The organism is Scytonema sp. NUACC21 (assembly GCF_054684315.1).
In genome coordinates, this window is the sequence record NZ_BAAFZH010000078.1 from 38,879 (window position 1) to 63,619 (window position 24,741).

The 24,741-nt window shown below is 43.6% G+C and carries 18 protein-coding genes and 2 pseudogenes; 9 read left to right on the plus strand and 11 right to left on the minus strand.

What is annotated here, in order from left to right; genetic code table 11:
- Nucleotides 1-528: 528 nt before the first annotated feature.
- From ACYRY3_RS16755 to ACYRY3_RS16770, 4 genes and pseudogenes are all read right to left on the minus strand, one after another.
- Nucleotides 529-780 (minus strand): annotated as a pseudogene (locus tag ACYRY3_RS16755) (DUF7219 family protein); the annotation flags it as partial.
- Nucleotides 781-1,169: 389 nt separating this feature from the next.
- Nucleotides 1,170-1,511: a hypothetical protein gene (locus tag ACYRY3_RS16760; protein WP_460202760.1), complete on the minus strand. Its 342-nt coding sequence runs from the start codon at nucleotides 1,509-1,511 to the stop codon at nucleotides 1,170-1,172.
- 158 nt (nucleotides 1,512-1,669) lie between these two features.
- Nucleotides 1,670-3,013, minus strand: coding sequence for a sensor histidine kinase (locus ACYRY3_RS16765; protein WP_460202761.1), 1,344 nt, complete (start codon nucleotides 3,011-3,013; stop codon nucleotides 1,670-1,672).
- Nucleotides 3,013-3,687, minus strand: a complete 675-nt coding sequence (locus ACYRY3_RS16770) for a response regulator transcription factor (RefSeq protein ID WP_460202762.1) — start codon at nucleotides 3,685-3,687, stop codon at nucleotides 3,013-3,015. Before ACYRY3_RS16770 ends, ACYRY3_RS16765 begins: the two co-directional genes overlap by 1 nt.
- Before the next feature lie 74 nt (nucleotides 3,688-3,761).
- Between ACYRY3_RS16770 and ACYRY3_RS16775 the strand changes: the two genes are divergently transcribed.
- Entirely contained in the window at nucleotides 3,762-4,157 is a 396-nt protein-coding gene (locus ACYRY3_RS16775; RefSeq protein ID WP_460202763.1) for a hypothetical protein, read from the plus strand.
- A gap of 497 nt (nucleotides 4,158-4,654) precedes the next feature.
- Here ACYRY3_RS16775 and ACYRY3_RS16780 read toward each other — a convergent pair whose 3' ends face one another.
- On the minus strand, nucleotides 4,655-5,560 hold the full coding sequence (locus ACYRY3_RS16780; RefSeq protein WP_460202764.1) for a M48 family metallopeptidase: 906 nt from the start codon (nucleotides 5,558-5,560) through the stop codon (nucleotides 4,655-4,657).
- A gap of 280 nt (nucleotides 5,561-5,840) precedes the next feature.
- On the opposite strand from ACYRY3_RS16780, the gene ACYRY3_RS16785 reads away from it, so the two are divergent.
- Nucleotides 5,841-6,032, plus strand: coding sequence for a hypothetical protein (locus tag ACYRY3_RS16785; RefSeq protein WP_460202765.1), 192 nt, complete (start codon nucleotides 5,841-5,843; stop codon nucleotides 6,030-6,032).
- A gap of 84 nt (nucleotides 6,033-6,116) precedes the next feature.
- On the opposite strand, the gene ACYRY3_RS16790 is transcribed toward ACYRY3_RS16785, so the two are convergent.
- The gene (locus tag ACYRY3_RS16790; RefSeq protein ID WP_460202766.1) at nucleotides 6,117-6,401 is read right to left on the minus strand and encodes a DUF5132 domain-containing protein; all 285 of its coding nucleotides are present in this window, start codon (nucleotides 6,399-6,401) and stop codon (nucleotides 6,117-6,119) included.
- Between the two features lie 179 nt (nucleotides 6,402-6,580).
- On the opposite strand from ACYRY3_RS16790, the gene ACYRY3_RS16795 reads away from it, so the two are divergent.
- The gene (locus tag ACYRY3_RS16795) at nucleotides 6,581-6,961 is read left to right on the plus strand and encodes a DUF6920 family protein (protein ID WP_460202767.1); all 381 of its coding nucleotides are present in this window, start codon (nucleotides 6,581-6,583) and stop codon (nucleotides 6,959-6,961) included.
- Between the two features lie 345 nt (nucleotides 6,962-7,306).
- Here the strand turns inward: ACYRY3_RS16795 and ACYRY3_RS16800 are convergent, their stop codons facing one another.
- The 3 genes from ACYRY3_RS16800 to ruvB all read right to left on the minus strand — a co-directional run bounded on the left by ACYRY3_RS16800 (nucleotide 7,307) and on the right by ruvB (nucleotide 18,256).
- The gene (locus ACYRY3_RS16800) at nucleotides 7,307-15,787 is read right to left on the minus strand and encodes an SDR family NAD(P)-dependent oxidoreductase (RefSeq protein ID WP_460202768.1); all 8,481 of its coding nucleotides are present in this window, start codon (nucleotides 15,785-15,787) and stop codon (nucleotides 7,307-7,309) included.
- A 377-nt stretch (nucleotides 15,788-16,164) separates the two neighbouring features.
- Complete coding sequence (locus tag ACYRY3_RS16805; protein ID WP_460202769.1) at nucleotides 16,165-16,971, minus strand: tetratricopeptide repeat protein; 807 nt, start codon at nucleotides 16,969-16,971, stop codon at nucleotides 16,165-16,167.
- A gap of 184 nt (nucleotides 16,972-17,155) precedes the next feature.
- The gene (gene ruvB / locus ACYRY3_RS16810; protein WP_460202822.1) at nucleotides 17,156-18,256 is read right to left on the minus strand and encodes a Holliday junction branch migration DNA helicase RuvB; all 1,101 of its coding nucleotides are present in this window, start codon (nucleotides 18,254-18,256) and stop codon (nucleotides 17,156-17,158) included.
- A 232-nt stretch (nucleotides 18,257-18,488) separates the two neighbouring features.
- Here ruvB and ACYRY3_RS16815 point away from each other — a divergent pair.
- A pseudogene (locus tag ACYRY3_RS16815) lies at nucleotides 18,489-18,668 on the plus strand (HisA/HisF-related TIM barrel protein); the annotation flags it as partial.
- Here the strand turns inward: ACYRY3_RS16815 and ACYRY3_RS16820 are convergent.
- Nucleotides 18,653-19,198, minus strand: coding sequence for a hypothetical protein (locus ACYRY3_RS16820; RefSeq protein WP_460202770.1), 546 nt, complete (start codon nucleotides 19,196-19,198; stop codon nucleotides 18,653-18,655). The pseudogene ACYRY3_RS16815 and the gene ACYRY3_RS16820 sit on opposite strands and share 16 nt — an antisense overlap.
- A gap of 237 nt (nucleotides 19,199-19,435) precedes the next feature.
- Between ACYRY3_RS16820 and ACYRY3_RS16825 the strand changes: the two genes are divergently transcribed.
- Both ACYRY3_RS16825 and ACYRY3_RS16830 read left to right on the plus strand, forming a co-directional pair.
- Entirely contained in the window at nucleotides 19,436-19,738 is a 303-nt protein-coding gene (locus tag ACYRY3_RS16825) for a hypothetical protein (RefSeq protein WP_460202771.1), read from the plus strand.
- A gap of 213 nt (nucleotides 19,739-19,951) precedes the next feature.
- Nucleotides 19,952-20,380 (plus strand): hypothetical protein, encoded by a 429-nt coding sequence (locus ACYRY3_RS16830; protein WP_460202772.1) that lies wholly within the window; start codon nucleotides 19,952-19,954, stop codon nucleotides 20,378-20,380.
- A gap of 162 nt (nucleotides 20,381-20,542) precedes the next feature.
- Here the strand turns inward: ACYRY3_RS16830 and ACYRY3_RS16835 are convergent, their stop codons facing one another.
- Nucleotides 20,543-21,622, minus strand: a complete 1,080-nt coding sequence (locus ACYRY3_RS16835; protein WP_460202773.1) for a hypothetical protein — start codon at nucleotides 21,620-21,622, stop codon at nucleotides 20,543-20,545.
- Between the two features lie 663 nt (nucleotides 21,623-22,285).
- Here ACYRY3_RS16835 and ACYRY3_RS16840 point away from each other — a divergent pair.
- From ACYRY3_RS16840 to ACYRY3_RS16850, 3 genes are all read left to right on the plus strand, one after another.
- The gene (locus tag ACYRY3_RS16840) at nucleotides 22,286-22,522 is read left to right on the plus strand and encodes a hypothetical protein (RefSeq protein WP_460202774.1); all 237 of its coding nucleotides are present in this window, start codon (nucleotides 22,286-22,288) and stop codon (nucleotides 22,520-22,522) included.
- A gap of 64 nt (nucleotides 22,523-22,586) precedes the next feature.
- Nucleotides 22,587-23,447, plus strand: coding sequence for a hypothetical protein (locus ACYRY3_RS16845; RefSeq protein ID WP_460202775.1), 861 nt, complete (start codon nucleotides 22,587-22,589; stop codon nucleotides 23,445-23,447).
- Nucleotides 23,448-23,587: 140 nt separating this feature from the next.
- Nucleotides 23,588-23,989: a hypothetical protein gene (locus ACYRY3_RS16850; RefSeq protein WP_460202776.1), complete on the plus strand. Its 402-nt coding sequence runs from the start codon at nucleotides 23,588-23,590 to the stop codon at nucleotides 23,987-23,989.
- Nucleotides 23,990-24,741 lie beyond the last annotated feature (752 nt).

Below are 24,741 nucleotides of genomic sequence, written 5' to 3' on the forward strand. Positions count from 1 at the left end.
CAAAGATAGTCAAGCTGTTTCACACATGGCATATTTTCCGTTGGATACGCTCAAATTAGTACGGTAAATAGATCGGTTTTTAGTAATTTTAATTAAGTTTAGGTTAAAAATAGATTAAAATCAACCAGTCAATTCTTAATGAGGTTCTGCCGGAATACAGATGCTGTTGGCGGGAGTAATACCGATTCGGAGTGCAGGATTGCCAAAAGTCCGCAACATAAAAACTGAAAAATTCCCTCCAATTTTTATTAAGATAAGGTTATATAATACATCGGTAATTATTAGTATAAAAATATACTCAAATTTTAAAAGGAGGTGCTATTATAGACCCCAAAGTAGGAAACAAAGTTTTAATTTTACGTCCTGCTTATGTAGCTGGGAAAATTGGTGTTATCCGTGGTAAAGAAGTACTCTCTGGGGATAAATCTAACCTAAGATGGGTAATTCAGGTTGACGCGGAAGATATTGTGGTGTCGTTACCCCCGAAAGAATTTCAAGTCATTACAGATGATTTTGAGGGTCTTTAAGTTAAATTGCGTTATTTTGGTCGTCTAAGGGATTATTACCAATGCCAAGCATCTTTTCACTATTTTTTAATTGTTCCCAAAGTACGTTAATTTAGTTGAAAGCTTCTTTAGGAGGAAGTTTTCCAGAAGTCTCTAAACTAGCGATAACGCTTAGTTTTTTTGCAAATTCTTGAAGATTTGCATTGAACACTCAATTTTCCGGCTGAACTTCACCGTAGTAACGACCGTGAGGATAGAGAAAATCATCTCTGTTTTTTGAATTAGACTATTTCATAAATCTACCTTATTAATTATTGTTCTTTAAATACCACAAAATTTTCACTTTAATTTTAACCCAATCTTAATTGTAGTAATTTTTTTAACATTTTATAAGTAATTATACTGTAAAAAATTTGTCTAATTCTATTTATTTTAGGGTCATCGTAGTCGGATGGCGGGATATCCGATCGCAATGACCCCTAAAAAACAAGATGTGGTATTGAGGGACTTCCAAATAAAAAAATATCCAACTTTCTCTTATGGTACGGGCTTCTAAAAAGTCAGTTGTACAGAACGGGCGTCCTCGCCCGTTCCACAAGATGGATAATTTATTTCTTGAAAATTCCTTAGCGTTTATGGGAACAACGCTGGAGTATAGAAGATTTAATCGTCATGAATTTGAACAGTTTCACCGTTGGCACGAGTAATACTCAGAGCTTTGAACTCATTATCATCATAGTTGCCAACGACGGTAACTTGTTCTCCTACAGAGAGGTTAATGGGTTGTCCTAACTGAGGTTCTGCCTCAATGATGATTTGTCCCTTACCATCATTGATAATAAACTCGTCATTTAAAAGCTTAGTCACGCGACCGGAGATAGTAGTAACACGAGCGTTTGGCGAATTGTCTATTTGGTTTGGTGCTTTTTGAGCTCTCACCTCAAAAGGAATGAGCAACGCAAACAAAGCAGTAAGGATGATGCTGGGCGTAGGATTGTAATTCATTTGTCATGACCTCCAATTTGATGTGTCACTCACGCTTATTTCTAGATTGCCGGATAAAAGTAACAAGAAAGTAACAACACGATGCCAAACTCAAGAATTCCTTAGCTACCAATTAAATCTTTGCTTTCCCGGTATTCTTTGGTCATTATGGTGAGGGTTTAAGCATGAGGGGTTTGAAAAGGTAGTTTGATTTGAAATGTAGAACCTTCTCCCAAACGACTGATTGCTACAATGTGTCCCCCATGTATCCGGACAATTTGTTGTGCGATCGCTAATCCTAACCCGAAACCCCCTGAATGGCGCGAGCGTACACTATCTACTCGATAAAACCGCTCAAAGATATAGGGTAAATCTGCCTCTGGAATCCCAATACCACTATCTTGGACTTCAATTACCACCCAACGAGACACAAGAAAAACTCGCAAGCAAACTCTACCTCCAGACGGTGTGTAGCGGCAGGCATTACTGAGAAGATTTTTTACTGCTTGCCGCATTAAATCTGCATTTATTCTCAAAATTACCAATTTTTCAGGAAATTCGCTTATGAATTGTAAGTTTTTTGCCTTTGTTGAGTGGATGTATTCTCCTACTAATGGTTCAAGCCAGCTAACTAAATTAACAGGGTTAAGTGCCTCTGGCTTTAACTGTCCTTCATTTCGAGCTAAGAATAATAAATCACTAATTAACATTCCCATTGATTCAGCAATCTGGTCAATATTTTCTAGAGAACTTTGCTGTTGATTGGGGTCAATTGGTTCGAGCAAACCAAACTGAGCATGATTCCGAATTGCCTGAAGTGGTGTCCTTAACTCATGGGAGGCATCGGCAGTGAAGCGCTGTAATTGCTCATAGGATTGGCGAATTGGCTGCATAGCCATCCCACCAAGAGACCAACCCGTCAAACCAATTAAGCTTAAAGTAATGGGTACACCTACTATTAAAAACCATCTCAGAGACTCTAAAGTATTTTCAACAGGTGATAGAGAAGCTGCTATTTCCAGATAGCCAATTAATTGTTTATCTTGAAAAACAGGAACTGTTAATTGACGCAGCAATTTATTATGACGAATACTGTTAGAGACGCGATCGCCCCTTTGGGATGGCTCCTGTGCGGCATCAACTAACTCTATTGTTTGAAAACCTAGTTTATTATTTAACTGCTCTAATGGAGTGATACCAAAGAACTCCAGTAATTGCTTTTTGGGAGTATACCAACGAGCATAGATAATTCTATTTTCAAAGGGTAAAGCTTCACCACCTAAGATGGGGACATCTTCGAGACTAATGCGTTGCTGTTCTTGGTAAAGTCCATCTTCAACACCTGCCACCATGAACTGAGCTGTATTGTAAAGTTCTTGGTCAAACGCTCGCAATTGCTCTTTGGCTTCTAAAAAATAAAGTATTGCTGCAAAAATCGCCAGAATACTACCCATTGAGAGCGTAAACCAGCGAGCTAGGTTACGCCGACTGCGGTTGAACATATGAGGAGTGAGCGATCGCATTATTCTGGGGCAACTAATCGATATCCCATACCATACACGGTTTGTAACCAATCTTCCGCTGTTACCACCTGCAAGCGCTGCCGCAGTCGATGCACTAACATCGCTATTGCTTTACTATCTGGCTTCGTATTCCATTCCCAAAGTGCCTGTTCAATTTGATCGTGAGTGAGTACTTGTCGGGGATGTCGTAGAAAATATTCCAGCAATTGAAACTCCCGAACCGATAACTGGACTGTAAATTCCTGACGCTTGAGGGTTAGAGTACTGAGATGAAGTTGCAGATCGGCTAACTCAAGAGTCTCACCTTGCCATAGTGGTGCTCTGCGTCCCAATGCTCGCACTCGTGCCAGTAATTCAAGCAAACTAAAGGGTTTAACCAAATAGTCATCTGCACCCACATCCAAAGCAGACACTTTATCCAAAATTGCGTCCTTAGCAGTGAGAATCAGTACAGGAGAAGTTTTTCCTGCTTGACGATACTGTTGACACAGACTCACACCACTGACTTTGGGCAACATCCAATCTAAAATTAACAGGTCGTAGTTTCTCTCTTGCATTAACCATTGGGCTATTTCACCATCTTCAGCACCATCTACAAGATGTCCTACTTTCGAGAGGGCACCCTGTAGTGGTTGTAACTGAGTAATATCATCCTCTACAAGCAAGATTCTCATTCATTTTGTCGCTATATTTTCTTCTTTTTTTCTTATGATAAATGATAAATTCATAATCAATCTTTTTCTGTATTATGGATAGACCTCGTTGGCTGCAATTTCTAATTAACTTAGGACTAGAGTTTTGGCTGCCAATACCTTTAGTTGGACTGTTTTTTTGGGTTAGTACGAGTTTGCTAACACATCAAGTCTTAAGCTACACCTACGACACAACTGCCCAAATTCACGCCAACTCGAAACATCAAATTCAGTTTTCTGCTTCAGTAGCTGTCATGTCTATTGAAGCAGTAATTCAACGGAAAGAAAAGCTAACTGAAGTCAAAGTTTATACTGCAAATTCCGTATTAAAGCAGATGGAATTTGAGTTCCCCGTGACTGAATTTGCTGAAGTTGATGCCGCGAGCGCTCAAGCGTTGGGATTACCAGTAACAGCGATTAAGCAGTTAATACGTTATCGCATTGAAAACTGATACCAAATCGTACCTCATAGGCAAATTTTGGCTGTTTGTTTACGCAAACAATACCTACGTAGGAAGAGTCTTCCGTACTTAGTGGGCTAACCTTTTAGGAAAATGTCAAAATAGCAATGCTGGTAAGTAAGTCGGTAAGAAAAAACGTAACTGTTAAGGGTCGTCCTTAGTCATTTGTCATTGGTCATTCGTAAGGGTTTCAGCTATATTTACATTTTGTAACGTATTTCTGTTTATTCACACCGACTTACTTATTTTAAGATTATTAAAATTTCTCATTCTATGTGGATACAAATAATAACATTTCACTTCAATCAAGATGCATATAAATTTTGTATGGACGCGACATGGAGCGTCTACACCTGCGATTTGTATAATAGTTTTTTATGAATCTAAAAATGACTGTCAATCGCTATTTTTCTCCAATAAATTTCATTTTGGCGCGGTAATCCTCTAACAAATTACGTGCTAAGTCGTGTAATAAGTCAGGTATTTACTTAGGGCTTGCTCCAACCAGCTAGAAAATCCCAATCCTCATTGTCTTCCTGAGTCTCAACTTGCTGCGTATTTAACTCTTTTGCCTGAATCAAATTTTCATAGTCACCTGAATCAACCCATTTCAAAAGTTCGGACGCTCTCATCACTGTCCAAGGAAATCGATATTCCATAAAGCTAAACGTCTTAGTCAATTGACCTAAACCATTAAGATTGTTTATCGTAAAAGAACGAGCTTGTGTGACAAAATCGTTGATGGTATCTTCATTTAAATATTCATCTGGTAAACCTCCTAATTTCATCAAAGCAGTAATAGCAACATTCACATTCTGACAAGCTAATAAACCAGCGCGATCGGCAGTAAATTTTGACATAACTATCCAATTGTATAAAGCAATTTCTAAACCATTTGCCGCCAGTCCGCCCATACCAAGTGTTGTACTGGTAATCAAGTTTTTCACAACGGGCATAAAGTAAGCCAATTGCTGATATGCTAAATATTTTCCTTTTATCAGAGCGACTTGGTGACCAAACAGAAAGAGTAACTCCTCAAAAGAAAGCCATTCCATCCCTTCGAGATTGATACCGACTACTGGCTTTTCCACTCCAACTGCATATGCTTGAATGTATCCCGTTCCACGAAATAAATACAACTCTGGGAGTGGAGCAATATCCAAAATTGTACAAGCTTCAACGAAAGCATCATTGACGTGGGGAAAATTACGCGTAGTGATTTTGAAATCACTGCCAATAATTTGCATCCACAGTAACTTGTCAATACCATACTCATTGACTTTTTTAAGCAACAGGGGTAGTACTGGGGTTTTTTCTAACGACACCAGCGCTTTCCGGTCAAATGGATGCTCATAAACTTCTGTTTTGATCCCTGTAAATTGTTTTCTTGCCATTGATTTATGTTATTTATTCAACAATTTATCTTTACATTTTCTAGATAATGCCAAACTTCAACAAGCTTTTCAAGAAGCCGAAGCGATTACGGGTAAAAAAGTTAGCTTAAGAAGACTTCCAGCGTCGGTGACTCGTCGAGCTGAAAAGCTTATTATTAAGTAGGTAGGGCTAAAGCCCACCACCCCTTGATTGAGAAGGTGCAAGATGTCAGCCTCCCTAACCATCCCCTTGGTCAGGGGAGAGTGCTGTCAAACCCAGAGAAGTCGCGTGCGGTGAACAATGCGTTGCGGTGAGACCAGTGCTGCAGGCGGGTTTCCCGCGCCCTGGCAACTGGCGCACATTCGGAGCGTCTGGGTAAGGAGATACCCACAGGGGGGTCAAGAGCGTTGTTCGCGTACAGACCTTGCGGGCATAGCTTATGGCAACGCGGAGCGTGTGCTTTGCGCGATCGCGTCTCGGCGCTTGAGATAGTAACTGCGGGGGGGTTCCAGGCGTTGAGTGAACTTCAGGGTGGGGTAGTATTTGTGTTTCGTAAGTAATGAGTCGAACATGATATTATTTTGAAGAACGTACAGCAGAGCGAACTATTCTTCCCTGTTCCTCAGCTAGTTCTGCTTTTGCCTCATCAATGAGATTTCTCCAAGTTTTGCCAACTTTAGCGATAGCTCCTTTATTTTTTTCATACAGAATCATACCACCTTTAATGGTTGCCTTCGCAATTGGCTTAGCAACCCCTGAAACACCTGGAAGGACGACAGAGAGAAGAGCTATAGTTGCAATACCAGAAAAACCCAGCCCTTCAAGCAATTCTTCAAAATCAGGTAAAAGTTTGAGTGACATATTATTTTCTCTCTATTCATTTATTAATTTATTATTTTAAAACTCAAAAAAGAGATCTTAACTAAATTTTAAAAAACTTATAATAAATTGTTAATTTTATAACTACAAAAATTTTGAGTTTTTACTAACTTATAAAGCAAGAAAATCCATTTTTAACTTCTTTTTTTAAAACTGAAAAGTTGGTTGCCAAATTTAAGCTTAAAAATGGAGAACTTGTCCTGTTATCTTCTGTTTTATTACCTCAACGTGGCGTAAGTTGGAAAGCAATTGATGAAAAAACTATCCAAGCTGGTTTCAAGATTAACAAAGAGCCAATCGTGCTAATACTGACAGTAGATTCTGATGGTAAACTACAAAGACTTTCCTTACTACGTTGGGGAAATAAAATAGAAGATAGTACTTTTGCTTACATTCCCTTTGGAGGAGAATATCAGGAAGAACACACATTTGGAGGATTTACAATTCCCTCTTATATGAGTGCGGGCTGGTGGTTTGAAACAGACCATTACTTGGAGTTCTTCCGTGCTTCAATTCAGCAGGCTGAGTTCAGTAAAATCTGATAGCTGACATCTTGCACCTTCTTTGTGGGAGGGCTGGTGGGCTTTAGCCCTACCTACGAAACAATAAGCTTTTTGGGCTTTGATTTTTGCAATAAGACGATGACTGAAGACCGTCAAATCAAAGATTTGGCGGGGGCTTGAACCCCATACTCATCCACCAGTCGCACAGAATTCAGAATTCAGAATTCAGGAGTCAGAATCAGTCAGTCGGGGTTTGAACCCACCACTGACTGAAGACCGTCAAATCAAAGATTTGGCGGGGGCTTGAACCCCATACTCATCCACCAGTCGCACAGAATTCAGAATGAATTCTGGCTTCTGACTCCTGAGTTCTTTCTCGGTCAACTACTTGACAAACTCTCTCAGTGATGATAACTCCTCAGATATTGCTTGCAAAAGCAGCTGTTGATCGCTGTGCAAGAATAAATGATCGCCGCTTAACATTTGCAGCTTAAACTTGCTGCGAGTTTGTTCGCGCCAAGCCGAAAGGAGATCTTCAGTTATCACCTTGTCTTGCATCCCTCCAAACACAGAAATGGGACAATCAAGTGGCTCTTCCTCTGTGTAGCTGTATCTTTCAGCCAACAAAGTTACTTCCTTTAAAATCAGTGGTAACAATTCCAACAGTTCTGTATTGTCGCCATACAGTTTGGGTAAATCTTTGATAGATACTCCTTTGACTGACTCGAATTCAGGGAGCTTCTCAACAGAAGGATGTAAGTAGGGTATCTGAGGAGCTTGTGAAGCACCAACGAACAAGTGAGCAGGAACTTTACCATTTTCGCGGCGCAACTGACGGGCAAGTTCAAAGCTGACCAATGCCCCTAGACTGTGACCATAGAAAGCGAATGGTTTGTCTAGATAAGGAACCAGAACTTGTGCCAAGATTTTTACAATAGAGGTTAGCTCGTCGAATGACTGTTCACTCAAAAAGTCTTTATTTCCGGGAAGCTTAACGGCACAAACTTCTACATTTGATGGTAAGTCATCTGACCAAGGAAGAAAGTCTGAGGAACTGCCCCCAAGGTACGAGAAGCAGAACAGACGTAAGCAGGCATCTGGATTTGGTTTGGGGAAAACGAGCCAATCGGTTGGAACTGCCCTCACTGAGGGGGGTAATTGTGTCTGTGAAGTTGTTGCGGTAGTGAAGGAAGTGCCCATCAGTTGCTCAACAAGCTCCGCTGCTAGTTGGGAAATGGTGGGACCCTGCATGAGTTTTATTGTGGGTACACTCACACCCAAAACGCTCTCGATTCGGTTACTCAGTTCCACTCCCATTAAGGAGTCAAGTCCCAGATTGGTTAGCGGTTTCGATCTGTCTAGCTTGGCGGGAGAAGTTCCTAATACCCGTGCAACTTGTTTTTGCAAGTGAGATTCCAAAATCTGCTGGCGCTCTGTCGGTTTTGCTGCCAGAACAGTGTTGCCAAGCGTTTCTCTTTCGCTGTTGCGATCCCCTGTTTCTTCAGAAACGGCTTCTTCCCCGACTAAATAAGAAAATCGCGGTAGTGTACCAGCCGCCTGAACCTGGCACCACTGCCGCCAGTTCATCAGTGCCATTATTGTCTGGACTGCCTCAACTCGGAGTAATTCTCCCAGCACTCTGAGTGCTTGCTGCGATGGCAGCAATTTAAATCCATGCCTCTGCAAAAGTTCCCCTACTTCACCTTGGCGAGCAAGAAAACCAACATCGGCAATGGCTCCCCAATTGATAGTCAAAGCTGGCAGTCCCATCGCACGGCGGTAGTGCGCCAGTGCATCAAGAAAAGCATTAGCAGCTGCATAATTTCCCTGCCCTGGACTCCCCACCAATGAAGCAATGGAGGAGAAATTCACAAAGAAATCCAGCGGTGTATTTAATGTCTGAGTGTGTAAGTTCCAGGCTCCGATGACCTTGGGAGCCATCACTTTAAAAAAGCGTTCGCCAGAAAGTTGCAGCATCAGAGTATCCTCGTAAATCGTTGCAGCGTGAATAATGCCTCGCAACGGCGGCATAGACTGCTCAATGTCGGTCAGAACATCAGCCACTTGAGTGGCTTGACTCACGTCTGCTTTGGCAACTACCACGATCGCGCCTGCTGACTCTAAAATTTTTACGGCTTGCTCTGCTGCTGGAGAGGAAGCACCACTGCGACCCATCAGCACTAAGTGCCGCGCACCACCTTCCACCAACCACTGAGCCACTGCTAAACCAAACCCACTTAGTCCACCGGTAATAAGGTAGGTTCCGTCAGCGCGAAAAGTGACTGTTTCTTGAGATGAGGGAGCTACCGTTACATCTGATTCTTGCAACGACACGACAATCTTGCCGATGTGCTTCGCTTGTGCCATGTAGCGGAAGGCACTTACCACCCGAGATATTGGGAAAACCCTGTGGGGAAGCGGGTGAAAGGTTTTCGCCTCAAAATATTGCATGACTTCGCCCATTAAGGAGCCAGCTTTATCGGGGCGATCGTTTAACAGCTTGTCCAAATCTACCGCAAAGAAGGACAAATTATTGTGAAAAGGTCGCAGACCCAGTTTGTTGTTCTGCTCGATATCACGCTTGCCGATTTCTATAAAACGTCCATAAGCTCCCAACACAGATAGGCTCTTAGGGATAGCCTCTCCTGCTAAAGAGTTGAGGACAATATCTACACCTTTACCGCCAGTGATTTCCATCACCTCCGTAGCAAAGGCAGTGGAGCGAGAATCCATTACATGCTGTACGCCAAGCCATCGCAAAAATTCCCGTTTTTCTGGACTACCTGCCGTCGCGAAAATCTCTGCACCCACTCTTTGTGCAATTTGGATGGCAGCAAGACCCACACCGCCAGCCGCCGCGTGGATGAGAACCCGCTCGCCCTCACGGATCTGCCCCAAGTAGTGCAAGGCGTAGTAAGCAGTCAGAAAAGTAACAGGGATTGTGGCGGCTTCCTCAAAACTGAGATGCGCGGGCTTATGCACTACAGCACGGGCATCTGTTGTTGTATGCGTACTAAAGCTGTGAGCGGCACAAGCAATAACTTCATCACCGATCTTAAACCCTTCAACGCCAGAGCCAATGGCGGTAATAATTCCGGCACATTCTATACCAAGCGAGCGCTCGGAGAAAGTCCCCTCTAAGCTAGCATCACTTAATAAATTTATTGCCTTGGCAACATCCTTAAAGTTCAAACCTGTGGCGCAGACTTGAATCTCAACCGAACCAGGGGCGGGTTCTTGGCGCGTGTAAGACCGCAGTTCCAAGTTTTCCAGCACTCCAGGTGCAGAGATTTCCAAACGAAAGGGTTCTTCATTTTGGACAAGGGATTTTGGTTTTTGGATGAAATCTGCTGGCGATACCCGCATTAACCGATTTACATAGCGCTCCTTACCCCGCAAGGCGATTTCATCTTCCTTGTCGTCAGCCATTAACTCTGACAAGAGAGACTGAATCTCCTCTGGAGTACTGGCTGGACTCAAATCCACCCGAGTACAGCGAAGATTGGGATGTTCGTTGTTGATGACTCGACCCAAACCCCACAAAGGAGATTGTGCAACTGAAACGGATTTCAATCCTCCTACTGTTTGGGTGGAACTCGTTACCAAAAATAGACGCGGGGAATGCCGCCAATTGACTTTAGCCAACGCCTGAACCAAATGCAGCACGCCCAGACAGCTGTGTATCTGAGTTGATTCTAGGGTGGCTGCTGTTATTTCCTCACTTGGTGGTGTGTCTAGACTCCAGAGATAAACCACGCCGCGACAGGCTGGCTGACTGGCACCAACAGCTTCCAGGAGTTGCTGCATATCTTCTGCATTTTCCGGACGAATTTGGAAATTACCAGCATCAAGGTGCTGGAAAACAGTTGCAGGCTTTATCAGAATCGGGATTTCTTGGCGTTGTTTAAGTTGTTCTGCTAGCTGTTGCCCAACTCCAGAACTGTCAGCAAAAATTAACCAACTTCCCGGATTTTCAGGCTTTAGAGGAACTGCTAATTCGGGCTGAACTTCTTGCTCAAGCTTTGGACCTTTCGACAGAATTACGGTGTGCAAAGACTTATCTATTTCTGGTGTATCTGCAATGCTAGCAACTTCTGTAAACCCGACATCTTTTAGTAAATCTCGCCACTGAGCTAAGTAAATCCACGACTGTTTACACCGCAGTTCTACATCAGTAAATAACCACCAGCCCTTCAGCAATCCGAATGTCAGGTCTGACAATCGCAAATCGTTTGTCAATTCCAACAAAACCAACATTCCCTGTGATGCCAAAAGCAGTTTGACATTCTCCAGAGTTTGTCGCAAGTCACGGGTCGCATGTAGTGCGTCCGAAGCCAGAATCAAATCAAAAGAATGCGGCTGGAATCCTTGCGCGACTATATCCGCCTCAATATCCAAAATTTGGTATTTAACAAAAGGATAATCACCAAACTTTTGCTCAGCAGAAATTGTGAACTGTTGGGAAATGTCAGTAAATACATATTCCGTCTGCCGTCGCGTCAGCTTTGGCAGCACGTATGATGTCATCGAACCTGTACCTGCGCCAATTTCTAAGATCCGCACTGTTCGTCCTTCTGGAAGCTGCGAGAGTGCAAGCGCGATCGCTTTTTGAACCAGCAGGTTATAAATTCGATAACTAGGCGAATCTTGGTACAGATGCTCAGATGTTGTCAGAGAACCTTCCGGAAAAACGAGTTGCAGTGGCTCGACTTCTCCTCGCAACACCAAAGCCAATTTCTGAGCGCACCGCCCCAACAATGTTAGTTCCGCTTGATAAGCGCTAGATTCGGCTAAAAGTGCTTTCCACGTCTCAATAGGCTTTTCCACGGACGGTATACGGCAAACTTCCCATTGATCGTCTAGCCGACGCAGCACGCCTTCTTCTTGCAGGATTTCCAACAACCGACCTAAAAGACGCCGATGCTGGGACACCACACCTAATTGCTCTGCAAGAGTTTCCGCGCTTATACGAGTCAGCAATTTCGGCTCCCACCCGAGTTGCTTGAAAGCTTTAAGAATGTAAGCAGCACATAAAGCGTCAAATTGTGGCTTTAACTGCTCGTAGTAATGCGGACGTCCTAATTGCACGCTCAATCTCGTGGCTTCGGATTGGAGGTTTTGGGCGATTTGCACCGGGGAGGGTAGATAATCAAGAGCGGGACGAACTAATTCTTGACCGGGACGATCCTTCATCTCCCATCGGTATTCGTAGAGGTAATCTGCTTTCTTTGAACTTTCCTGCTTGCTCTCCAGGGACTGGCAGACAAGTCCGAGAATTTCTACCAGTACGTTTCCGGCATCATCGAACAGTTGAATATTTCCTTTGAGACGGTTGGTGGCTGTTTCCTCCATCAGGTGGGCGTAGCTCCACATTTGCAACTTTGGACGACCGTAAACTCTCACTTGGTCTATCTGTACTGGCAGGTAAGTCACTTTAACAGAGACAGTGGCGAGCGACGCCTGAAAACAAGCATCAAGGATAGCCGGATGCAACTGGTATTCCCCGACTTCTGTCTGTAAAGCATTACTGACGGTGATTTGAGCCAACGCTTCGCCTTCGCCGCTCCAAAGCTGCTCGATTCCTTGAAAACTTGGACCATATTCGAGTCCTATTTCCTGGAATTGCCGGTATAGATCGCTCTTAGAAATTTCGTTGGGACAACGGCGGCGAATTTCATCCAGCACAACCTGCTTAGAGACAAAGCCATTTTGAACGCGAGTTAGCTTACCCGTTGCGTGTCGAACCCAATCCGACTGGGCACCTTTGACATTGCTGTTAATCTCAAAGGATGTTTGGCTTGGCTCCAGACTTAACTGAACTATTGACGCACTACTTTCTGGTAAGAAGAGAACTTTTTGAAATTCAATTTCCTCTATGATATAAGCGCCATCTTTGAAAATTTCCGATGCTGCTGCCAAAGCCATTTCCACATAAGCTGCTCCCGGATAAACCACAGCCCCTTGGACGCGATGGTCATCAAGATAACTGAGGCGATGCTTGTCAATCTCTGCATCCCAAATCGCTTGACTTGATTTCAGACGGCTTCCTAAAAGGGGGTGGACTTGTTGCCCCAACATTGAGCGCTGGGGAATTGTTCCAATCCGCACTCCCATAGATTCTTCAGACTCGTGCCAATAACGCTCTCGTTGCCAGGGATAAGAAGGCAACCGCACGAAACGCCCTTGCTGCGGATAGAACTGATGCCAGTCAATTGGGTATCCTAGGGTGTAAAGCTTGCCAAATGACGAGAGCATCGTAGCGCGTTCCGGTTCAAAGCGCCGCAGGGTTTGAAGCACTGTTCCAGATATCTCAGCTAAAGCCAGACATTCGGAGATTGAATTAGCGAGAACTGGATGAGCGCTGATTTCTACAAAGGTGTTATAACCAGCTTGAATAAGGGAAGAGATTACCGCTGCAAAAAGCACTGGCTCCCTCATGTTCAGACCCCAGTAGGTGCCATCCAACTCTGAACCTTCTACTTGCTTGCTCGTAACGGTAGAGAACAGAGGAATTGTAGCCTTTTGAGGCTTGATTTTTTGCAAGGATTGTGCTAACTCTGCCTTTAATGGCTCCATGAAGGGGCTGTGATAAGGCACCTCAACTTGTAGGAAGCGGCAGAAAATTTGTTTTTGTTCTAAAGATGTGGCAATTTCTGACAAGGCGGCGCTATCCCCAGCCAGGGTGATGGCACTGGGGCTATTAACAGCTGCAATAGAAACGCAACTTTCGTATTTTAATCCTGCTAATACGCGCTCGGCTTCCTCTTGAGACAGCCCGACGGCTAGCATTTTCCCTTTGCCAGCTGCCGATGCCTGAACACGGCTGCGGTGGAAAATGACCCGCACGGCATCTTCTAGACTCAAAACTCCAGCAACGTGGGCGGCTGCCACTTCGCCGACGCTGTGACCTACGATCGCTTGGGGCGTAATACCCCAGGAACGCCACAAGGCAGCTAGAGCGATTTGCACGGCAAAGATGGAACACTGAGCGATTTGGGTAGAGTTGATGCGGCTCGTCTCTTCTGATGCTCTCAGTTCTGACAATAATGACCAATCAGCATATTGCCGCAGCAATTCGTCACACTGTTCGATGACTTCTCGGAATATGGGTTCTGACTCCAACAACTGACGCCCCATCGCCCACCATTGCGGTCCCATGCCAGAAAAAACGAAAGCCAGCTTGGGTTCAAAGTCTGGAACTAGGTGACCAGAAGACAGACCTGGACGGTTTTCTCCCGCCAGAAACGCTTCCAGATTTTCTACCAAATTTTCTTTGGTATCAGCCACCAGCGCCAACCGATGGTCGTGATGAACTCGGCGCAGACTGGCAGTGTAGCAGATGTCTGTCAATGAAACATCAGCGCCCTCTTCAAGAGTGGTGGAAAACTCATGGGTTGCTCGCGCAACAGCAAAAAGTGCCTCCGGGCTCTTTGCTGATAGGGGTAATAGCACTGAAACAGAACCGCGCTCTGAATGGGGTATATCCGTTACAGCATCCGTTGCTAATCCCGACAAAAGCACATGGGCATTCGTTCCCCCAAACCCAAAGGAATTCACGCCGGCGATGCACGATCCATTTTCGTTTCGCCAAGGCTCTGGGGTAGTAGGCACGCGCAACCCCAATTCCTCAAAAGGAATTTTGGGATTCGGTGTCTGAAAATGCAGATTTGGCGGAATCTGGCGGTGTTTGAGAGCCAGCGCGACTTTGATGAGTCCAGCAATTCCTGATGCTGTTTCCAAATGTCCAATGTTGGTTTTAACTGAACCAACAATGCAATAGTCTCCCGGAGGACGATTTTTGCCTAGTACGTTTCCTAGCGCGATCGCTTCTATCGGATCGCCTACAGGTGTGCCGGTGCCATGAGCCTCAATATACTGTATCTGCTGTGGCGATATCCCTGCCTTCTGGCAGGCTTCCTGAAGTGCTGCTTCTTGAGACTGTCCGCTAGGAACCGTGATGCCATTGGTTTGACCATCCTGGTTGACTGCGCTGCCCCTAATCACAGCATAAATTGGGTCTCTATCTGCTTGCGCTTGAGATAAAGGCTTCAAGACAACAATACCGGCTCCCTCAGCGCGGACATAACCATTGGCTCGTGCATCAAAGCTAAAGCAACGCCCATCGGGAGAGAGCATTGATGCCTTAGAAAATCCTATGGTTGCTTCTGGTCTGAGTATCGCATTCACACCTCCTGCTATTGCCAGCGTAGATTCTCCATTCCAGATACTTTGACACGCAAGATGAACTGCAACCAGCGATGAAGAGCAGGCTGTGTCAACAGTCATACTTGGGCCTTTGAGGTCAAATACGTAGGAAATGCGGTTGGCTGCGACACAGTTAACGCCGCCCAAATTTGTGTAAGCGTTAATGGACTCGCGATCGCTGCCTTGGATGTTTTGGTAATCACTGCCTGATATTCCAATAAACACCCCTGTCTTTGAGTCAGCAAGACCATCGCTCATCTGCCCTGCGTCCTCCAGCGCTTCCCATGCTACCTCCAGCATCAGTCGTTGCTGGGGGTCCATGCGAGATGCCTCTCGCGGAGAAATTCCGAAAAATTGGGCATCAAATTCGTCTATTTTTTCTACAAAGCCGCCCCACCGAGTTCGTATTTTGCCCGGTTTTGTTATATCCGGGTCGTAAAAATTATTCACCTTCCAACGTGACTCAGGCACCTCGGTAATAGCATCCACGCCCGAAAGCAGCAGTTTCCAGAAGGCTTCTGGGCTATTGGCATTGCCTGGAAAGCGGCAGCCTATACCGATAATGGCTATGGGTTCTGTTTCTCTACCAATGCTGGCACTTTCAAAGTCTGTAGTTTCTTTTGAGGTTTGCTGCTTAAGATCTGGCACATTTTGAGTCATGATAGACTTCTTCTTGAACGTTTAGCTTACTCTAGTGAGCACCCCATTGAGTTGATTTATGCTACTGGTAGTGAACCAATAATACGATACCGTACCCAGCGCATTTCTTTTTGTTTAAACTTATACAACATCTAGCAATGTAATGAGCTAAATGATGATGTAGTCTCGTAACAACATTATATTATCAGTCTGTAAAGAAAGTTGCACGTAATTTTTACCCTTATTCAGGGGAGGTGCTGCAGGTGGTGGGGGGTTAGCCTGTGGACAGAGTGCCGCCGACGGTTCGCCGATCTTGCAGGAAGTAAACATCAAACCCACTTTGTATAGCTTTGCTGATATCTCAGTAGGTTTGAGTAGGTTTTATGTAACGGTTCTTCTCACTTCAGTGTCAAAAACCTTTCCAATGCTGCTACCAAACTCGGAGGCCAACGGCGGATATTTGCTACCCAGTTGATATCTTTGTAACGGGGGTCTAGCCCGTATGCTGATACCCAGTTACTTTCGGCTTCGCCTTTTTGTCCGGTTACCCAGTAGGCAGCAGTGAGGGCAGCACGCACATCAGCAAACTTGGGATATTTACGGGCAATGTTTCTCAGTTCCCGCAGTGCTTCGTCTACTTTGCCAATTTGATACAAAGCAAGGGCATAATTGGCACGGGCAAAGGCAAAACTGGGGGCAATTTCATTAGATTTTTTGTAGTCTGCGATCGCTTCCTCCCATTTTCCCAAACCTGCCAGAGCATTGCCCCGATTGTTGTATGCCATTGCGTCTTTAGGGTCTAGTTCCAGAACGTGATTGTAATCGGCAATTGCCTCGTTCCATCTTCCCAAACCTTCTAAAGCCGTACCGCGATTTAAGTAGGGGTCGGTAACATTTGGCGCAAGTTCTACAGCCTTGTTATAATCAGCCAGCGCCTCCTGTAACTTATGTTGGCTGACTCTGGAATTTCCCCGGTTACTCCAAACAGCTGCATTATCGGGATATTGCTCTAGAATCTGCGTCCAGTATGACTCTGCTGTTGCAAAATCACCTTTGTTTGTAGCAGCAAAAGCTTTATTGGCTAACTCATCTCTTTGTTGTAACTGTTCTGGAGTCAGATCCAAGGGTTTAGTTGCGGCTTGAGTAGGTTCAACCCACCCAAATATCAGCAGTACACTTAGAAGAATCCCAATAAGTCTTAGCATGGTAATTTATGAGAAATAATTTTGGGTTTGCCGGTAGATGATAGACAATAACCTTACCCAAAGCGCAAAAGCAAGGCAGCCCATTGTGAGCCTTCCCAGCATGGTAGCGACTGCCGTTGCTAAGAAAACTTTTGCGTCTTTGCGCTCGGCTCCAAAAAATAATTATCTAATGATTCAAACGAAATTAGGGCAAAAGAGACAACTGTTGGTTGGGGGGTTTATAACCCAGATGCTTGTATGCTGAGGCTGTTGCCAATCTTCCACGGGAAGTGCGTTGCAAATAACCAATCTGCATCAAATAGGGTTCATAAACTTCTTCAATGGTTTGGGTATCTTCTCCGGTTGCTGCGGCGATGGTTTCCAATCCCACTGGACCACCATTGAATTGTTCTATGATTACAGTCAACATCCTGCGGTCTGTCCAATCCAAGCCGCAGGGGTCTACTTGAAACAGTTCTAACGCTTCTGCTGCAACTTGTTCGGTTACGTCTCCGGAAAATTTGACTTGTGCGTAATCCCGTACTCGCTTGAGTAACCTGTTGGCAATGCGAGGAGTTCCCCGAGAACGGCGGGCAACTTCTGCAGCCCCATCTTCGGTGACAGGTGTTTGGAGTAGTTGAGCACTTCGCAGTACAATCTTGCTCAGTTCATCGACTTCGTAAAACCTGAGTTTTTGAATTAAGCCAAAGCGATCGCGCAGTGGTGAAGTGAGGGCTCCGGCACGAGTTGTTGCTCCCACCAGGGTAAACTTTGATAGGGGTATACTCCGTGTCCGGGCACTGGAACCTTTACCAACAGTAATGTCCAGGCGATAATCTTCCATTGCTGGGTATAAAATTTCTTCTGTCATTCTTGACAGTCGATGAATTTCATCGATAAATAAAATATCTCCTGGTTTGAGATTGACTAATAAACCAACAATATCTCTGGGACGTTCCAGGGCGGGGGCGCTGGTAATTTTGCAGTTAACTCCCATCTCAGAGGCTAAAATCATAGCCATTGTTGTTTTGCCCAACCCTGGAGGACCGTACAGTAGCAGGTGGTCGAGTACCTCTCCTCTGGATTTAGCTGCCTTGATAGCGATTTCCAATACCTCTTTTAAATCCTTTTGCCCAATATAGTCTGCAAATTTCTGGGGTCGTATACTTTCTTCCTGCTTGCCTTCGTCAATAGCTGCTTCGGGTTGCAAAAGATTCGCTTCAGGGGGTAATGGGTCTAACTCATGACGCTTTTTTGAGTTCCCGTTTGGGTCTTGAGGCTGTTTTTTCGAGGAGATAATCGCCATAATTCCAGCTATCAACCTTTTTTTTAGTGACCTGCGAACAGTGACTGAAGCCTGATAACCGGTCACTGCCTTTATTCTATTTTCTACTTATATCTACCCTTGCTTCAACGTAGTGTTTTATGCAACTCAGTAATTGCCGACATTCAATCTATCTAAGAAAATTTTCATTTTGTAATAATCTCGCCTTAGAATTTAAGTTCCGGACGATCGCAACAGGAGCGAAATAGTACTGATGCTCTCTAAGAGAATCTTACCTTGCTTAGATGTGAAGGCAGGACGTGTTGTCAAAGGAGTGAACTTTGTTAATTTGAAGGATGCAGGCGATCCGGTAGAAATGGCAAAGGTTTACAACGATGCTGGTGCTGATGAGTTAGTGTTTCTGGATATTACAGCTACTCATGAAGACCGGGATAAGGGTACATTTTTGCCCTGCACTTTCTGAGCTATGTTTAATGCCTTGGCTATTTTACGCGCCGGACGGAGTTGTAACTTCTCAATGTTTATTCCCTGAAGCAATTTATCAACAAGTGCGGTAGTTTCTGGGATAGGGGGGATAGCGCTTTTGTGATGAGCCATCTCTATGACGTTAGGCTGTTGCTTGTTTTCAGCTTCTATGGTCAATTGTTCTGCTTCAACGGTTGAAGAAGGTAGTAGGAGTTGAGGCTGAACCGTAGTTGGTTCTGGTTCGTTTTGACAATACTCTACACTTGACAGCATCCACGGATCGGGTATTGCTTCCATTTCAATTGGACAAAGTGGTTCTGTCAGTAGCTCGTTACTTGGCGGTATCTCTAAGATTGAGAACTGACCTAAGCTTTGGGTTGCAGGTTTTTGGTGCTGTATGGCAATGGATATAAATATGATGAAGTCGAATGCGACGATGACGATGAATGAAAGAGCGATCGCATCCAATAGCAGAGTCAAGAAATCTTGGGCGTTCATTATGTAAATCCTTACAGTGTCTTTCCGGCGTGTAGCGATTGCCGGATTTCATTACTCATACCCCGTTAGGGGTGGTGCTCCCAATGACAATCTCTAAACTCTGACTTATACGTATAAATTACTCATTTTTACTTCCTTCTCAATTTACACTAGGGCTATTGTACGGGTATAATACCCTAAAAATTAGGATAATCTACTCTGTACGCTAAAACTAGGAGAGAGGAAAAGGAGGCAGACTTGAGTAAGATTGCAATGCTAGATCTATTGTTTGCTAATCCCAAAGCCTTGAATCCTGAAAAGTTTTGCGAGAAGTACGCTAAGAAACAAAAAGGTGAATGGGGCTATAGAGCCAATTGGAACAAGCTCTTAGCCTATGTGCTTGACGTGAGCGAGAAGACTGTGGAATCCTGGGGATCTGACTTTGAAAACTGCCCCGAAAAGTACCAAAAGCGACTCGCTGAGATTGATGCCCTCAAAACCGCCGAGGCAATTCTTAAAAAGCACGGGTTAACTCAGGAGTTTTTGGATGCTATTGATTAAATACCCTAAAAATTTCTCCTAAAATTTAGCCCTATTTTTTAGGGTAAAGTATTGCCCTTCACAAATTAGGGCTTTATTCTTAAAGAGAAGATTCGTGGAATTGCTCAAATCTTACCTATACAGTCCTGTCCACTTTGATATTCCCCAGTTAACTCCTACTGGGGGAGCATTGCCTACAGTCAATTAACAGAACACAATTAATTGGGATGCAATATGTCTTCTGACACCTTTGTGCCGCCCATTTGGGTTGTATGTACTCAAGAAGGGCTAAGGGTGAGAATTGCCCTTGAACCAAAATTATTCGCTACTGTCAGTAATGGGGAGCAATTGCAAAGCATCAGACGATTTCAAAGCTTTGGAAGTAGCTCTACCAATGGTGATTATATTGAAAGTATTGCTGTAGTAACCAGCCAAGTTGGTCTAGTCATTGGTATTCATCGTCGGCTGTATGTTACTTGGAGGACTCCAGCACTCGATCCTATGCTGAACTTTAGTCGCTACTTTGCCACAGTCTTAGCACTGCCGATCGCCATGACTGAGGCATATCCAAAGATACCTACCCGTTCCACTCGTGCTGTGACTCTCTTGGAAACGCAGCGCTTTGCAAGTCCTTCAAATCTTCCAGACAACACTAGCTCTTAACCACATTTTTTAGCACTGGTTGAGAATCTTTTGATTGGATTTCTAAGCGCATTCGCATAAACTTTCTACACCATTTATTAGCTCAACAGTAATTCCCGACTTGTGTCGATGCAATTACTGTCGATTACTGTAATGCGTAGGTCTCTCTTGAGAGCGTCGTTTTCAGTTGCAGCGTAGTTTTTCAGGATTGATTTGAAATTGTATATTAATCATTTTCCGTTTTCCAGGTAGCTCTTGGGCATCTAAAATAAACCCCTCAGCTTGTAGTTCCTCTATAGTTCGCCACAAAATTTGGTTATTTCTTGATATGTTACCACTTAACAAATTTAAATTTTTAAATAGATATTGCCTAGAAATTATCAAATATCGTCCATCAGTTAATGTATCCCATCTCATACGATTAGCAAGATAAATCAATAACTTTGTCTTGTAGTCATACTTGGCATTACACCCCTGCTTTTGCTTAATATCAATGCTATTGGAGAAAAGGACACAGTCTCCCGTGCGCTCTGGTCCATCAAAAAATTCAAGTGCTACTGTATAAGCATCTGCTAATTCATAGGTATAATCGGCAGCTTTGGCTAAATCAAAGTCTCGCGGTAAATTGTCAATTTCATAATCTCGAATACGGATAATACTTTTGACAATAACCTTCGCTCCCCTTGTATTGCCTTTTTTTAGAGATTGAGCAAATACTAACTCCGTTCTATGGAGAGCAACCAAGTCTTGGTTTAGCTGCGATCTTGACCGGGCTGTGATAGTACCTTTTTGAGTACGGGTATAACCCAAACTGTCCAACAACTCATTAGCCCGAAAATAAACTAGAGGACCGTTACCTTGCTCTCGCGCTTTCTTGTACAGGAATAAGACAATGGCAATTTGCCTTGGATTTAAAAATGTAAGCAACGCCATAAACAAGCGCTGAATGCGACGGTCTTGAATCTTTTCAAGTCCTTTGCTTATTCCTTCGTCTGTACACGCTTTTATATCAAGATTGGCATACTGCGCCTTGATTTCTTCCCACTGCTCGGATGTAAGGTCTTCGAGTCGAACACGACGGGTAAGAGCAACTTCGCTTTTGTCTTCAGGATCGGCTTGAACTCGCGTTTCCAGGAAATAGCCATCTGCATCCACTTGAAAAATAGGCAGTTGTACATCAGGGTTTCTAATTGTTGCTGCTGCTCTTGGCAATATCATCAGCAGCTCTCCATCAACTGGGAAAACAGTACCTTTTTTGTCCACACATACCCCTGCTATATACTGCCATTTCGATAAATGTTACCAAACACTGCATTGTTGTGTTTAAGATAGGCAAATACTTTTTGTAACAAATCTCAACATATATATGTGAGTCCGGCGTATGATTTTGAACGTTTTGTATGTGAGTCCGGCGTATAGTTTTGTATGTGAGTCCGGCGTATACTACTTCGTTTTGTATGTGAGTCCGGCGTATAGTTTTATCAGTGATGTGTTGTAAAAATTGTTTTTAGTATTTAAATGAGCTTAACTTCTAAAATAAATGTTTTGCTGTTATCATTCTAATAAAAGTATTATTATATACTTATAATCAATATGTAAAACTCTCCCTTTGTATGTGAGTCCGGCGTATAGTTTTGTATGTGAGTCCGGCGTATAGTTCATTTGTAAGTCCGGCGTATAAGCAATTTTGACCCCTTGAAAGTGAAATCTTTAAATGCTAGGTTCTATGCTTAGCAACTTGCTTGTTCATAACGGTCGGTCTCTTACTTTAGCCAAATACTACATATGGGGGTCACATTTATAACCAGAAGTGCGATGTCTGCGGGGTACGCTCACGCTCTTTACCTTCGCTCTGTAGAAACCAAAAAGGACAGTTGTACCTGTCCTTAAGATTCAAAAACGATCGCTTTTGAGGTTTCAGAAGAAGTGACTGCACAAACAGAGCAAAAAGGAAATACAACGGCTGCGGGTAGGAACTTAAATAACCGCAAGCTCCAACCCGTTGAGGTTTTGACAGCAACTGGGGAATGGATGAGTGGATATTTCATTCATGCTTGCGTGATGGTTGCCAATTTCGTCAGTATGGATCGGCGATTTACCTTATTTGATGCAAATGGGGAAATGCACGTATTTTTTGGACAAATCCGGGTAACGTCCGAATAGCTTGATGTAAGGTCACAAATCACACTGTCATCCTCGCTTAGCTTGAGTTGGTGGAGCCAAACCCATGCACTCGGAAGAAAATTCACCCCTGTCTGAATTGGCTGCTGATACTGTAGTTGTTGCGGTTGAGGTGCTAGAGGAATTAACTGAGGAGGAAAAAGCCTTACGCCATAGGTTGGAGTTAAAAATAGAACGAGCGTTCTATGAGGCGGGCTGTGCTTTGAAGGAACTGAGAGACCGACGGTTATACCGCAGTACTCACAGGACTTTTGAGGAATACTGCCGCGATCGCTTTCACTATAGTCGTGACGCTGCTTACCTGAAGATTGCGGCGGCTGTTGTTTGTGACAACATCCAAAAATTTTTGCCGACCATTGGTCGGCAAATTCCCATGCCGACCAACGAGCGTCAGCTGCGCGAATTAGCTAAAGCAAATTTTGAACCAGAAGTTCAAGCCGCTGTATGGTTACGAGGAGTAGAAGAAGCTGGTGGTAAAGTACCAAGTGGACGTATTGTCAAGGGGATTGTGGAACGATTGAAGGAAAAGCCTTTGTCTCTTGCTTCTGATTTCTGCCAAATAGGTGATGTGTTTATTTTAACTAGGTTGGAGGGAAGTGAACGTAAGTACAATGGCTGTTGGGCGATCGCTGTTGCCCTCAATGACTTTACTGTAGAGGTGGATGTTCATGATACTACTTTAAACATGAAACCTGAAAACCTCAACAGAGTTGACTCTCCAGAAGTTCATCGCCAACTGCCACAAATTCTTAAACGGATAAGGCGTTTGCGATCTTGTGGAATACTCGATCGCTGTGCCTATACAGTGCTGGAATCTTTGGGACGGCAAACTTACTTGACCCCAATTGAGGAAGGCTTGTTGCAATGGTTGGAGAAGTATTATGGAGTTGGCGGCGAAGAAAACTAGTTTTCAATGAAAAATCCAGAAAACGTTACCAAAAAAGTTTTTCACCAAGAATATACCTATGGAGACTTTATGGGTAAATTAGTACCGATTACGAGATCTAGGAAAGTAGATTCCAACTCATCACACACTGTAGGCATAATATGAAGACACTGGCGGAACTGGTAACTGAGTGGTTGGACGTTCATCATGGTAAAACAAGAGCTTCTTACCAAAATACCATTCACAAGTTCCTGAGTTTTACCTGCGTGGACGCGATCAGCTCCATCCAGATTCGTCATATCCGGGAATGGTTGGATTCCCTGCAAGAAGCGGATACTACGAAAGTTAAGCACCTTAATATTTTGAAGGCGTTCTTTTCTTATGTCACCAGCTTGGAACATCCGCCAATCACCCGCAGCCCCATCCCCAAACAATTTAAGCTGCCAAAACCCAAAGATACATTGGTTGAGGGCATCCCCCACAAAAAAATTAAGCCCCTTAAGTTGCAGCGGGGGTTGGTTGTCAGTATCGAAAAGATTAATTTTCGCGATGAGCTTAACTAGGGCCGGGTTGGGCATCACCCACTTAGCGCGGGTATGGCTTATATGTCGGTAGTGTCAAGGATATTATCAGTGATAATTATCAGGTATGTTCTACCTTATCTGTAGGAGCGTGTGGTGGTCAGGGAAGTGGGGAGAATGTTTTTAGGGCGACATTAAGGTGATTTTTCAAACTTTTATTGCAGATTGGCTGAAAAACTGCATAAGTTACCATGACTCACACCTATTTATCAATTTGTCTATTTTAAAATATGTTTTTTTGTTATCTATCTAAAGAGAGATATTTTCCTTTTTTCCTTTCTGTTGGTAATTTTGATAATTAGTTATGTAAAAATGACTTTTATTACTACATGAACTCATGTGAGTCATGCCAAGAAAAGTCTTAACAGGGGCTACAAATTCAATGTCCTCTTGTAAATTTTTATACAATGCGCTCTATATTTGAATTGTAATTAATTTAATAATTTTTTTCTATTTTTGTAGATTAATTATTGACATAATTTGAACAAATATTTGGTTATTTAAAGGTTTAATTTATGATTTTAACTAAAATTTTCCCAAAAAATTACAATTTTTTTAGCTCTTTTTTAGCCACAATATCTTTCTTAGTATAAAATTTTGTTCGTATACAATACGGCTTATGTGAGTTAACAGATGAAAAGACGTAAATATATTAGCCTTGCTAGTATTCATGGTTGGGGGACAGCCTGAGAAACTTGATAGACAAGGATATTTTTGAAATCAAACAATGCGTT

Bases quoted from the DNA above. Each gene is read 5' to 3' on its own strand.
- ACYRY3_RS16830 (WP_460202772.1), top strand. From the start codon at position 19,952: ATGTCTTCTGACACCTTTGTGCCGCCCATTTGGGTTGTATGTACTCAA.
- ACYRY3_RS16850 (WP_460202776.1), top strand. From the start codon at position 23,588: ATGAAGACACTGGCGGAACTGGTAACTGAGTGGTTGGACGTTCATCAT.
- ACYRY3_RS16770 (WP_460202762.1), bottom strand. From the start codon at position 3,687: ATGAGAATCTTGCTTGTAGAGGATGATATTACTCAGTTACAACCACTA.
- ACYRY3_RS16820 (WP_460202770.1), bottom strand. From the start codon at position 19,198: ATGAACGCCCAAGATTTCTTGACTCTGCTATTGGATGCGATCGCTCTT.
- ACYRY3_RS16845 (WP_460202775.1), top strand. From the start codon at position 22,587: ATGCACTCGGAAGAAAATTCACCCCTGTCTGAATTGGCTGCTGATACT.
- ACYRY3_RS16785 (WP_460202765.1), top strand. From the start codon at position 5,841: ATGCGTTGCGGTGAGACCAGTGCTGCAGGCGGGTTTCCCGCGCCCTGG.
- ACYRY3_RS16760 (WP_460202760.1), bottom strand. From the start codon at position 1,511: ATGAATTACAATCCTACGCCCAGCATCATCCTTACTGCTTTGTTTGCG.
- ACYRY3_RS16780 (WP_460202764.1), bottom strand. From the start codon at position 5,560: ATGGCAAGAAAACAATTTACAGGGATCAAAACAGAAGTTTATGAGCAT.
- ACYRY3_RS16800 (WP_460202768.1), bottom strand. From the start codon at position 15,787: ATGACTCAAAATGTGCCAGATCTTAAGCAGCAAACCTCAAAAGAAACT.
- ACYRY3_RS16765 (WP_460202761.1), bottom strand. From the start codon at position 3,013: ATGCGATCGCTCACTCCTCATATGTTCAACCGCAGTCGGCGTAACCTA.
- ACYRY3_RS16775 (WP_460202763.1), top strand. From the start codon at position 3,762: ATGGATAGACCTCGTTGGCTGCAATTTCTAATTAACTTAGGACTAGAG.
- ACYRY3_RS16805 (WP_460202769.1), bottom strand. From the start codon at position 16,971: ATGCTAAGACTTATTGGGATTCTTCTAAGTGTACTGCTGATATTTGGG.
- ACYRY3_RS16790 (WP_460202766.1), bottom strand. From the start codon at position 6,401: ATGTCACTCAAACTTTTACCTGATTTTGAAGAATTGCTTGAAGGGCTG.
- ruvB (WP_460202822.1), bottom strand. From the start codon at position 18,256: ATGGCGATTATCTCCTCGAAAAAACAGCCTCAAGACCCAAACGGGAAC.